The 12,018-nt window shown below is 70.6% G+C and carries 10 protein-coding genes; 1 reads left to right on the top strand and 9 read right to left on the bottom strand.

Annotation, left to right across the window (positions count from 1 at the left end; all coding sequences use genetic code 11):
- Nucleotide 1 precedes the first annotated feature (1 nt).
- Genes EHF32_RS05115 through gatC form a run of 6 tightly spaced genes read right to left on the bottom strand, consistent with a single transcriptional unit; the run spans nucleotide 2 to nucleotide 5,540 of the window.
- Nucleotides 2-541, bottom strand: coding sequence for a hypothetical protein (locus tag EHF32_RS05115; protein WP_192900695.1), 540 nt, complete (start codon nucleotides 539-541; stop codon nucleotides 2-4).
- Between the two features lies 1 nt (nucleotide 542).
- Nucleotides 543-863, bottom strand: coding sequence for a hypothetical protein (locus EHF32_RS05120; RefSeq protein WP_137417116.1), 321 nt, complete (start codon nucleotides 861-863; stop codon nucleotides 543-545).
- 44 nt (nucleotides 864-907) lie between these two features.
- Entirely contained in the window at nucleotides 908-2,164 is a 1,257-nt protein-coding gene (dinB, locus tag EHF32_RS05125) for a DNA polymerase IV (protein WP_137417117.1), read from the bottom strand.
- Between the two features lie 51 nt (nucleotides 2,165-2,215).
- On the bottom strand, nucleotides 2,216-3,730 hold the full coding sequence (gatB, locus tag EHF32_RS05130) for an Asp-tRNA(Asn)/Glu-tRNA(Gln) amidotransferase subunit GatB (RefSeq protein WP_137417118.1): 1,515 nt from the start codon (nucleotides 3,728-3,730) through the stop codon (nucleotides 2,216-2,218).
- The gene (gatA, locus tag EHF32_RS05135) at nucleotides 3,730-5,244 is read right to left on the bottom strand and encodes an Asp-tRNA(Asn)/Glu-tRNA(Gln) amidotransferase subunit GatA (protein ID WP_137417119.1); all 1,515 of its coding nucleotides are present in this window, start codon (nucleotides 5,242-5,244) and stop codon (nucleotides 3,730-3,732) included. The genes gatB and gatA overlap by 1 nt, the downstream gene beginning before the upstream one ends.
- Complete coding sequence (gatC, locus tag EHF32_RS05140; RefSeq protein ID WP_137417120.1) at nucleotides 5,241-5,540, bottom strand: Asp-tRNA(Asn)/Glu-tRNA(Gln) amidotransferase subunit GatC; 300 nt, start codon at nucleotides 5,538-5,540, stop codon at nucleotides 5,241-5,243. Before gatC ends, gatA begins: the two co-directional genes overlap by 4 nt.
- Before the next feature lie 55 nt (nucleotides 5,541-5,595).
- Here gatC and EHF32_RS05145 point away from each other — a divergent pair, with 55 nt between their 5' ends.
- Entirely contained in the window at nucleotides 5,596-7,293 is a 1,698-nt protein-coding gene (locus EHF32_RS05145) for a long-chain-fatty-acid--CoA ligase (protein ID WP_137417121.1), read from the top strand.
- A gap of 6 nt (nucleotides 7,294-7,299) precedes the next feature.
- Here EHF32_RS05145 and ligA read toward each other — a convergent pair whose 3' ends face one another.
- The 3 genes from ligA to EHF32_RS05160 form a co-directional block, all read right to left on the bottom strand.
- Nucleotides 7,300-9,636, bottom strand: a complete 2,337-nt coding sequence (gene ligA / locus EHF32_RS05150) for an NAD-dependent DNA ligase LigA (RefSeq protein ID WP_443189858.1) — start codon at nucleotides 9,634-9,636, stop codon at nucleotides 7,300-7,302.
- 61 nt (nucleotides 9,637-9,697) lie between these two features.
- Complete coding sequence (gene mnmA, locus EHF32_RS05155) at nucleotides 9,698-10,807, bottom strand: tRNA 2-thiouridine(34) synthase MnmA (protein WP_137417122.1); 1,110 nt, start codon at nucleotides 10,805-10,807, stop codon at nucleotides 9,698-9,700.
- 9 nt (nucleotides 10,808-10,816) lie between these two features.
- On the bottom strand, nucleotides 10,817-12,001 hold the full coding sequence (locus tag EHF32_RS05160) for a cysteine desulfurase family protein (protein WP_137417123.1): 1,185 nt from the start codon (nucleotides 11,999-12,001) through the stop codon (nucleotides 10,817-10,819).
- Nucleotides 12,002-12,018: the final 17 nt, after the last annotated feature.

Below are 12,018 nucleotides of genomic sequence, written 5' to 3' on the forward strand. Positions count from 1 at the left end.
TTCAGACGCGGACGACGTGCGTCGCGAGGGAACGCGGGTCGTTCTCGCTCAGATGATCTCGCTCCTGAGCAGCCCAGCGATCCCAATGCGGCTCGTACGTCGCACCGTCACGTCGCAGCGCCCGCTCCCGTCTCACAGCGTCGTCCGCCTCCACCCAGACGCGCACCGGCGCCAGCGCAGCCGCCACCGGCGTCAGGACGCCCGCGCCTTCGACGATCAGGGGCGTTCCCGACGCGACCTCGTGCCAGGCTGCCGGCCGGTCGGACTCCCAGTCCCAGCCCTGCCAGCGGCCGACCCGCCCCTGTGCCAGCGGCTCCAGCACGCCGGCGATCGCCGCATCCGCACCCCGGCGCAGTCCATCCCATCCGGGATAGAGCTGGTCGAGCGACAGGACGACGAATGCGGGCCGCGCAGCGGCGAGCTCGCGTGCGAGCGTCGTCTTGCCCGCGCCGGAGCGACCGTCGATGACCACGAGACGCGTCGGCCCGCACGCGTCGAGGGATGCCGCGATGTCGGCGAGCGAGGCGCCGCCCTGCGGCACGTTACTTCTTGAGGGCGCGGATCACGCGGCTCAGCGCGCGACCTGCGACGAAGACGAACGGAATCGCCACCGCGAGCAGCGACACCAGGTTCGGCTCGAAGCGCAGGTCGTCGCCCTTGCGGATGTAGGCGCCCAGCGGAACCGTGTAGCCACCGCCCCCACCGCCTTCGTTGCCGCTGTCGTCGGAGCCGCCCCCGAAGCCGTGCCACGACAGCGCGACCGGGATGAAGCGCACGCCGTCGACGTCTTGCTGCTCGCCGTACACGGAGGTGACGCCGAGGGATGCGGACTGCTTACCGAGATCGAGAACGAAGTTGGCCATGCCCCCACGCTAACGGCAGAAACGCATGACACCTACGCCTTGACTCAGTCGGAACGGGGTGGACGGGGATGCGAGGGCAGCGATCCGCCTGCGCGCGGCGCACCGAGCAGCGCCGCGCGGGTGACCGCTCCGCGACCGAAGCGGCTCGACGCGTCATCGAGGGCTTCTTCGACGCGTCGCCACTCGGCGTCGTCATCCCAGAGGGTCGCCATCATGCCCGACGAGCGCAGGTTCTCGCCCCGCACCCCGATGAGCCGCACAGGGAGCGACCGGTCGATTCCCGCGAGCAGGCGCAGCGCGGCGTCGCCGATCCGCTGCCCCACGGCGGTGGGCTCGGGCAGCGTCACCGACCGGGACAGGGTGCGGAAGTCCGCGAAACGGACCTTGATCGCCACCGTCGCCGCCTCGACATCGTACGCCCGAAGTCGCGCGCCCACCCGGTCGGCGAGACGCCGCACCTCGGCGCGGAGCACCGTGTCGTCGTCGACGTCCTCGTGGAAGGTCTCCTCATGCCCGATGCTCTTGTCGACCCTCTCGACGGACACCTCACGCGCGTCCTCCCCGCGCGCCAGACGCCAGACGCGCTCCCCCATGGCAGGACCGAGCACTTTCTCGAGCACCGGCCGAGGCGTCTGCAGGACGTCGCCGATCGTGCGGATGCCGCGGGCTTCGAGGACCTCTGCGGATCGCGGCCCCACGCCCCACATCGCGCGAACCGGTCGGGGCGCGAGAAACGCCGTGGTATCGGCCGCTGCGATGATGAGCAGCCCGTCGGGCTTGCTGAGCGTCGACGCCATCTTCGCCACGTGCTTCGTCGCCGCCGCTCCCACGCTGCACACGAGGCCGGTGCGCTCGAGCACCCGGGCGCGCAGCAGTCGCGCGATCGTCCCGGGGCTCCCCCAGAGACGGCGCGAACCGCGCACATCCAGGAAGGCCTCGTCGATCGACAGGGGTTCGACCAGCGGGGTGAACTCGCGGAAGATGTCCATGACCTGCGCCGAGAGCGCTGTGTAGCGGTCGAAGCGCGGGGGCACGATCACGGCCGTCGGGCACAGACGCATGGCCTGCGACACCGGCATCGCGGATCGCACGCCGTAGCGACGCGCCTCGTACGACGCGCTGGAGACCACACTTCGACCCTCGGGCGATCCGATGATGAGCGGCTTTCCCGCCAACGACGGATCGTCGAGCACGGCCACCGCGGCGTAGAACGCATCCATGTCGACGTGCAGGATGCCGGCGCCGGTGTCGTCGGCATCGGCCGGCGACACGATGCGCCCGGATCCGTCGCCGCGTCCCATACGATCATTCTCCCGCGGACCGCCGACATCGCGGCCTGCGGGAGAGCACGATCACTGTGCGGCGCGCTCCAGCACCAGCTCGCGGACGCGAGCGGCGTCGGCTTGCCCCTTCATCGCCTTCATGACCGCGCCGATGACGGCACCCGCGGCCTGGACCTTGCCGTCGCGGATCTTCGCCAGCACGTCGGGCTGCGCGGCAAGGGCGTCGTCGATCGCCGCGATCAGCGCACCGTCGTCGGAGACCACCGCGAGCCCACGGGCGTCGACGACCTCCTGCGGCGAGCCCTCGCCGGCGATGACGCCCTCGAGCACCTGGCGGGCGAGCTTGTCGGTCAGTGTGCCGGCATCCACCAGCGCCTGCAGGGCGGCGACGTCGGCCGGGGTGACGAGGTCTGCCGCTTCCCGCTCCTTAGCGTTCGCCACCCGGGTGATCTCACCGGTCCACCATTTGCGTGCGGCGGTAGGACTTGCACCCGCGGCGATCGTCGCCTCGACCTCGACCAGGAGTCCGCCGTTGGCGACGTCCTGGAACTCGAGGTCGGTGAAACCCCACTCGGCCTTCAACCGACGGCGACGAGCCGCCGGTGGTTCGGGAAGCGCGGCACGCAGCTCCTCGATCAGCTCAGCGGCGGGGACCACGGGCAGCAGATCGGGCTCCGGGAAGTACCGGTAATCGTCGGCATCCGACTTCGGACGACCCGGCGACGTCGTCCCCGTGTCCTCGTGCCAGTGCCGCGTCTCCTGCGTGATCGTGCCGCCGGCGGCGAGGATCGCCGCCTGACGCTGGATCTCGTAGCGCACGGCACGCTCGACGGAGCGCATCGAGTTGACGTTCTTCGTCTCGGTGCGCGTGCCGAGCTTCTCCGCCCCGCGCGGACGCAGCGACACGTTCGCGTCGCAGCGCAGGTTGCCGCGCTCGAGGCGGGCCTCCGAGATGCCCAGCGAGAGGACGATGTCACGGATGGCCGCAACATACGCCTTGGCGATCTCCGGAGCGCGGTGCTCGGCACCGAAGATGGGGCGCGTGACAATCTCCACGAGAGGGACACCGGCGCGGTTGTAGTCGACGAGCGAGTACTCGGCGCCCTGGATGCGGCCGGTGGCGCCGCCGACGTGGGTGAGCTTGCCGGCGTCCTCCTCCATGTGGGCGCGCTCGATCGGAACCGTCACGAGCGTCCCGTCGGCGAGCTCGATCTCGACCTGACCGTCGAACGCGATCGGTTCGTCGTACTGCGAGATCTGGTAGTTCTTGCCGAGGTCCGGATAGAAGTAGTTCTTGCGCGCGAACCGGCTCGACGGCGCGATCGAGCAGCCGAGGGCGAGCCCCAAGCTGATCGAGGAGCGGATCGCCGTGGCGTTGACGACCGGCAGCGCGCCGGGCAGCCCCATGTCCACGGGCGCGACCAGCGTGTTCGGCGCGGCGTCGTGGTTGTCCGGGTGGGCGGGGTTCGGCGCGGCCGAGAACATCTTCGTGCGCGTGTTGAGCTCCACGTGGACCTCGAAGCCGAGCACGGGCTCGAACAGCTCGAGAGCCTTGTCGAAGTCCATCAGCTTGTCTTTGGCCATCAGCGGGTCCCTCCCAGCACCGGGGCGCGATCGAGCAGCGGCCCGCCCCACGAATCGACGAGCAGCGCCTCGAGCGCCGCCCCCACGCGGTACAGGCGCGCATCCTCACGCGCGGGCGCGAGGAACTGGATGCCGACCGGCAGTCCGTCCTCGGCCGCGACGCCCGACGGTACGGAGATCCCCGGGACACCCGCCAGGTTCGCCGGGATGGTGGTCACGTCGTTGAGATACATCTGCAGCGGGTCGTCGATCTTCTCGCCCAAGCGGAACGCCGTCGTGGGCGCGGAGGGGGTCGCGATGACATCCACCTTCGCGAAGGCCTCGTCGAAGTCGCGCTGGATGAGGGTGCGCACCTTCTGGGCACTGCCGTAGTAGGCGTCGTAGTAGCCCGCGGAGAGCGCGTACGTGCCCAGGATGATGCGACGCTTCACCTCGTCGCCGAAGCCGGCCTCCCGCGTGGCGGCCATCACGTCCTCGACCGTGGCTGCGGCGTGCGGGCTCACCCGCATCCCGAACCGGACGGAGTCGAACTTGGCGAGGTTGCTCGACGCCTCGGCGGGCAGGATGAGGTAGTACGCCGCGACACCGTACTCGAAGTGCGGGGCACTGACCTCGACGATCTCCGCTCCCTGCGCCTGCATGGCCGCGAGCGCCGCACGGAACGAGTCCGACACCCCCTGCTGGAAGCCGCGGTCGTCGAGCTCACGGATGACGCCGACCTTGAGGCCCTTGAGACTCTCACCCGTGGCGCCTTCACGCGCCGCAGCAGCGAACGACGGCCAGACGTCGGTGAGCGAGGTCGAGTCGTGGGGGTCGTGACCGGCGATCACGTCGTGCAGCAGCGCCGAGTCGAGAACCGTGCGCGTGACCGGCCCGACCTGGTCGAGGCTCGAGGCGAGCGCGATGGCGCCGTAGCGGCTGACACCCCCGTAGGTCGGCTTCACACCGACCGTGCCCGTCACGTGCGCGGGCTGACGAATGGAACCACCCGTGTCCGAGCCCAGCGCGAGAGGGGCTTCGAAGGCGGCGACAGCGGCCGCCGAGCCGCCGCCGGATCCTCCCGGGATCCGGTCGAGGTCCCACGGGTTGCGGGTAGGACCGTACGCGGAGTGCTCGGTGGAGGAGCCCATCGCGAACTCGTCCATGTTGGTCTTGCCCAAGGGCACGAGGCCGGCGGCACGAGCCCGCGCCACGACCGTCGCGTCGTAGGGCGACATGTAGCCCTCGAGGATCTTGGATCCGCTCGTGGAGGGCATGTCCGTGGTGACGAGGACGTCCTTGATGGCCAGCGGCACACCCGCCAGCTCGCCCAGCACCTCGCCGCTCGCACGGCGGCGGTCGATGTCCTCGGCGGCGGCCAGCGCGCCCGCGTTGACGTGCAGGAACGCGTGGACGTCACCATCCACCGCGGCGATGCGGTCCAGATGCGCCTGCGTCGCCTCGACGCTGGACACCTCGCCCGCGGTGAGCTTGGCGGCGAGATCCGCCGCACTGAGACGGATGATGTCGCTCACTGCTCCTCCCCCAGGATCGCCGTCACGCGGAAGCGGTCCTCCGCCGCATCCGGCGCGTTCTGCAGAACCTCGGCGAGAGACAGCGCCTCGCTGTGCTCGTCGTCGCGGAAGACGTTCTGCAGCGGGATCGGGTGGCTCGTCGCGACGACATCCGGGGTCGCGACCTCCGACACCTTCGCGATGTTGTCGACGATCGCGTCGAGCTGACCGGTGAGGCGCCCGACCTCCTCGTCGCTCAATTGGATCCGGGCGAGGACGCCGAGATGGCGCACGAGATCTGGGGTGATTTCCGACACCCCGACAGTCTAGTTCGGCCCCGCCCGACCGCCGGGCGCCCGTAGGCTGTGCCGGGTGACGACCTTCGATCCTCCCCGCCCCTGGGTCCGCAGCTACGCCGCCGGAGTGCCCGAAGACCTCGAACCGGTGTCGGGTTCTCTCCTGGATATCGTGCAGGCCTCGGCACGCGAGTATCCGGATGCCGTCGCGCTGCAGTTCTTCGGGCGTGAGACGACGTATCGCGAGCTCGACCGCGCCATCGCGCGCGCAGCGGCCGGGCTTCACGCCCAGGGCGTGCGCCGAGGCGACCCCGTGGCCATCGTCCTGCCCAACTGCCCGCAGCACATCGTCGCCTTCTACGCCGTCCTGCGCCTCGGCGCCGTCGTCGTCGAGCACAACCCGCTCTACACGGCGCGCGAGCTGCGCAAGCAGTTCGAGGACCACGGGGCCAAGCACGCCATCGTCTGGAGCAAAGTCGCGGCAACCGTGCAGGCCTTCCCCAAGGATGTGCGCGTCTCGACGCTCGTGACGGTGGATCTGACGCGCGCGATGCCCTTCACGACCCGCGCCGCATTGCGCCTGCCGATCGCCAAGGCACGCGAGTCCCGCGCCGCGCTGCACGCGAAGGTCCGCGGCGGCATCGACTGGGATCAGCTGCTGCGCAGCGAGCCGCTCCCGGCGTCGCATCCCGCTCCGACCGCGGACGACCTCGCCATCATCCAGTACACGAGCGGCACCACCGGCACCCCCAAGGGGGCCAAACTGACGCACCGGAATCTGCTCGCCAACGCGGCGCAGTCGCGGGCATGGGTGCCCTCGATACACCGTGGTGAGGGATGCGTCGTCTACGCCGTGCTGCCGATGTTCCACGCCTACGGCCTCACCCTCTGTCTCACCTTCGCCATGTCGATGGGCGCGCGGCTCGTGCTGTTCCCGCGCTTCGACCCCGACATGGTCCTCGCCGTGACCAAGAAGCACCCCGCGACCTTCCTGCCGCTCGTGCCCCCCATCGCCGACCGCCTGCTGCAGGCGGCGCAGGCGAAGGGCATCTCGCTCGCGGGAACGCGCATCGCGATCTCCGGCGCCATGGCACTCCCGCATGAGCTCGTCGTGCCCTTCGAGGAGGCGACGGGAGGCTATCTGGTCGAGGGGTACGGGCTCAGCGAGTGCTCGCCGGTGCTCATGGCGAATCCCGTCGCCGAGAATCGGGTGCCCGGCACCGTGGGGCTTCCGCTACCCGGCACCGAGTGCCGGGTCGTCGACCCGGAGAACCCCCGTGTCGACGTCGCCCCCGGCTCCGCAGGCGAACTGCTCGTGCGCGGACCGCAGGTCTTCTCGGGCTACTACGGCAAGCCGGAGGCCACGGAGGAGGTCTTCGTCGACGGCTGGTTCCGCACCGGTGACATCGTCACGATCGACGAGGCCGGCTTTGTGCGCATCGTCGACCGGATCAAGGAGCTCATCATCACGGGCGGCTTCAACGTCGCCCCGACCGAGGTGGAGAACGTTCTGCGTCAGCACCCCCAGGTGGAGGATGTGGCCGTCGTCGGCCTCCCCGACGAGCATGCCGGCGAGGAGGTCGTCGCGGCCATCGTGGTCGCTCCCGGCGCCGAGGTCGACACCGAGGCGATCCGCGGCTACGCCCGCGGGATCCTCACGCCGTACAAGGTGCCGCGGCGCTTGTTCATCGTCGAGGAACTGCCGAAGTCGCTCATCGGGAAGGTGCTGCGAAAGCAGGTGCGCGAACACCTGCTCGCCGAGACGGCGCGCTGACCCGGCTCAGCCCGCGTCCGGCGCCAAGGCGTCGAGTGCCGCCGGCCCCTGCTCCACGAGGATGCGGAACTGCGCGGCGTCGATGATGCGCACCCCGAGCTGTTCTGCCTTCGCCAGCTTGGATCCGGCGCCCGGCCCCGCCGCCACGAAGTCGGTCTTCTTCGAGACGCTGGAGCCTGCCTTTCCGCCGGCCGCGAGGATCGCCTCCTGCGCGCCCTCGCGCGTATAGCCCTCGAGGGTGCCGGTCGCCACGACCGTGAGCCCGTCGAGCACGCCGCCCTCGACGACGGCGGCGCCGGGACCGGGGTGTCCGGGCGTGGCCAGCTGCGCTCCCGCCGCCTCCCAGCGCTCGACGATCTCGCGGTGCCAGTCGATCTCGAACCAGGCGATGACCGCATCCGCGATGATCCCGCCCACTCCCTCGACCGCCGCCAGCTCCTCGCGGCTCGCCGAGCGGATCGCCGAGACGGATCCGAACCACTGCGCCAGCGCCCGGGCCGCGACGGGTCCGACATGGCGGACGTTGAGGGCGACGATGAAACGCCACAGCTCCTTCGTCTTCGCCTTCTCGAGCTCGTCGAGCAGCGTGAGTGCCTGCGCGGACGGCTGCGGCGTCAGCAGTCCGGACTTGCGCTCGGCGGGCGTCGGGTTGCGACGGAACGGGGCGCGAAGCACCGGCTCGCCGGTGGCGTCGTCGAGCTTCGGTTCACCGGTCTCCGCATCCCGGACGACGACCTCGATCGGGACCAGTTCATCGAGAGTCAGATCGAACAGTCCTGCCTCCGTGTCCAGCGGCGCACGTGCGCCCCCGTCGGCCTGTGTCAGCGCCGCCGCGGTCACCTCGCCGAGCGCCTCGATGTCGAGTGCGCCACGCGAACCGATGTGCTCGACCCGGCCCCGCACCTGCGCGGGGCACGAGCGGGCGTTCGGGCATCGCAGATCGACATCGCCCTCCTTCGCGGGTGCGAGCGGAGTGCCGCAGACAGGACAGTCTCTCGGCATCACGAACGCTCGCTCCGAGCCGTCGCGGAGCTCGACCACCGGACCGAGGACCTCGGGGATCACATCGCCGGCTTTGCGGAGCACGACCATGTCTCCGATGAGCACGCCCTTGACCTTGACGACGTCCTGGTTGTGCAGCGTCGCCTGTCGCACGACAGAGCCGGCGACGCGCGCCGGTGCCATGACCGCGAACGGAGTCGCACGGCCCGTTCGCCCGACCGAGACGACGATGTCGAGAAGGCGGGTGTTCACCTGCTCGGGAGGGTACTTGTAGGCGATCGCCCAACGCGGCGCCCGGCTCGTCGCGCCCAGCTCCTCGTGCAGCGCGAGCTCGTCCACCTTGACGACGATTCCGTCGAGTTCATGCTCCACATCGTGACGGTGCTCGCCGTAGTGCGCCACGAAATCCAGGACGCCGTCGATGTCGTCGAAGGTCTTGTAGTAGGGACTCGTCGGCAGCCCCCACTCCGCGAGGAGGTCGTAGATCTCGCTCTGGGAGGCCACCGGAGGCGCGGTCCACGCGCCGATGCCGTGCACGAACAGCCGGAGCGACGCGAGACGAGCCCGCCCGGCCTCGAGCTCGAGACCATCCTTCTTGTCGAGTTGCTGACGCAGTCCGCCGCTGGCGGCGTTGCGGGGATTCGCGAACGCCGGGAATCGACGGTCGGCACTGAGCCGCGCACGCTCCTCCGTGAGGTTGCCGCGCTCACGCGCCTGCTCGATGATGCGTTCCCGCATCCGGGACTGGAGGGCGTTGAGCTCCTCGAAGGCCGCGACCGGGATGAAGACCTCGCCGCGCACCTCGACGAGAGGGGGGTGACCGGTGCCGCTCAGGCGTTCGGAGATGCCCTGGACGCGCAGCGCGTTGACGGTGACGTCTTCGCCGATGCGCCCGTCGCCGCGCGTGGCGGCGGAGGTGAGCACACCGTTCTCGTAGCGGAGACTGATCGCGAGCCCGTCGATCTTCAGCTCGGTCAGCCACCGCACCGGACGCCCCGCGGAGGCCTGGGTCTTGACGCACCAGTCCCGCAGCTCGTCCGGGCTGAACACGTTGTCGAGGCTGAGCATCCGCTCGGCGTGCTCGACGGGTGCGAACATCGTGGTGGATGCCGCGCCGACGCTGAGCGTGGGCGAGTCCTGGGTCTGCACCTCCGGATGCAGCCGCTCCAGCTCTTCCAGCCGACGGATCCAGCCGTCGTAGGTGGCGTCGTCGACGAGCTCGGCGTCTTCGCCGTAGTAGGCGTCACGGGCGCGGAGGATGCGCTCCGTCAGCTCCGCCGCTTCCGCACGAGCCTCTGCGAGGGTCGTGTCATCGTCGATCGAGTCACCGGCTTGCGTCACGGATCGAGTCTAGGTCCGCCCTCCGACACCGCCAGGGCGGTGCGCAGCACCGGCCCCGCGCCTAGGATGCGGTGACGGAGCCGACCGGCACGGCCGAGACCGTGCGGTCGACCGTGAACTGGCCGAGCACGCGCGTGCCGAGATAGAGCACGGCCGTCTGTCCGGGGGCCACGCCGTCGAACGGCTCGGCCGGACGCACCACGACGCCCCCGTCGGAGACGTCCGCACGGGCCGCCACCGGATCGGCGTGGGCACGGATCTGCACCTCGCAGGAGAACGTGGCCTCGCTCGGAGCAGCGCCCGCCCAGCTGACACGTGCGCCGGCGATCTCCGCCGTCGCCAGCGCCTCCTTCGGCCCCACCACGACAGTGTTGCTCACCGGACGGACCTCGAGCACGAAACGCGGCTTGCCATCGGATGCGGGGACGCCCAGCTGCAATCCGCGACGTTGTCCCACGGTGAACGCATGGGCCCCGTCGTGGCGCCCCACGACGGCGCCCTCGCGATCGAGGATGTCGCCCCGCTCGGCGCCCACGCGCTCTGCGAGCCAGCCCCGGGTGTCACCATCCGGGATGAAGCAGATGTCGTGGCTGTCCGGCTTCTGGGCGACCGTCAGCCCACGCTCGGCGGCCTCCGCACGCACGAGGGCCTTCGAGGGTGTGTCGCCCAAAGGGAAGTAGGTGTGCGCGAGCTGCTCGGCGGTCAGGACGCCGAGCACGTACGACTGGTCCTTGGCCTGGTCGCTCGCCCGGTGCAGCTCCCGCCCCTCTGGTCCGTCGACGAGCAGCGCGTAATGCCCGGTGCAGACGGCGTCGAAGCCCAGCTCGAGAGCACGCTCCAGCAGTGCCGCGAACTTGATCCGCTCGTTGCAGCGCATGCACGGGTTCGGTGTGCGCCCTGCCCGGTACTCCGAGACGAAATCCTCGATGACGTCATCGCGGAAGCGCTCCGAGAAGTCCCAGACGTAGAAGGGGATGCCGAGCTTGTCCGCGGCGCGACGGGCGTCCATCGCATCCTCGATCGTGCAGCAGCCGCGACTGCCGGTACGTAGTGTTCCTCCCGTGCGCGAGAGGGCGAGGTGGACGCCGACGACCTCGTGCCCGGCGTCGACGGCGCGTGCCGCGGCGACAGCCGAATCGACGCCACCGCTCATCGCCGCCAGAATTCGCATCATCCCAGTCTACGAGGGCGACACGGCACGGGCTCCGGCAGCGCGCGCACGCTCCACGGCCCAGGGCAGGGCGTCGAGGAACGCGTCGACGTCATCCGGGGTCGTCGTGCGGCCCAGGGTGATCCGCAGCACCGAGCGCGCCGCATCCTCGTCACGGCCGAGCGCCCGCACGACGTGCGAGGGCTCGGGGATCCCCGCCTGACAGGCGGACCCCGTCGAGACCGCGATGCCGCGGGTGTCGAGGAGGAACAGGAGCGTCTCCCCCAGCGCGCCCGGCACCAGCAGGTGCGCGTTGCCGGGGATGCGGTTCTCGGGGTCGCCGAGCAGTTCGAGTCCCGGTACGGTCGCGCACGCCTGGCTCACCAGGCGATCTCGCAACGCGCCGAGACGCGCGGCCTCCGCATCCCGCTCGGCCGCGGCGAGTTCCGCCGCCACGGCGAAAGCGGCAGCGCCCGCGATGTCCTGCGTCCCGGCCCGCAGCCCTCGCTGCTGCGCGCCCCCGTGCATCTGAGCGCCGATCCGCGCGGAACGAGCAGTGATCAGAGCACCCGTGCCCACCGGGCCGCCGACCTTGTGCGCCGACAGACTCATCGCCACCAGGCCCGCACCCGCCGGAGCATCGCCTCGCCACCGGCGGAAGTCCACGGGCACCTGGCCGAACGCGGCGACGGCGTCCAGATGCAGCGGCACCTCGACCGACGCGGCGCTCGCAGCCATCGTCGCCGCATCTGAGAGGGTGCCGACCTCGTTGTTGGCGACCAGCGCGGTGGCGAACGCGGCGCCGTCCACCGCTGATGCGAAACCATCCAGGTCGATCGCGCCGAGCGAGCTCAATCGCACGGGTCGCACCTCGGCCTGCTGGGCGTCGACGAGGGTGGCGACCGAATCGATGGTCGCGTGGTGCTCCCCGTCCGGAAGCACGATCGCCTCCGCGCCCGCGGCGCGGGTCGCCCACATGCCCTTGACCGCGAGGTTCACGGCCTCCGTGCCGCCGGAGGTGAAAACGACCTCGATGGGATCGGCATCGATGACCGCCGCGAGCCGTTCTCGCGCGTCTTCCAGCACGCGCCGTGCCGCCTGGCCGCCGCCGTGCACGGAAGAGGCGTTCCCCGTCGTGGCCGCCGCCGCGAGCCAGGCCTCGCGCGCCTCGGGACGCAGCGGACTCGACGCCGCATGGTCCAGATAGATGTGCACCCGTCCACTGTCGCACG

Source organism: Microbacterium sp. RG1 (genome assembly GCF_005347485.1).
Taxonomy (GTDB): Bacteria; Actinomycetota; Actinomycetes; order Actinomycetales; family Microbacteriaceae; genus Microbacterium; species Microbacterium binotii_A.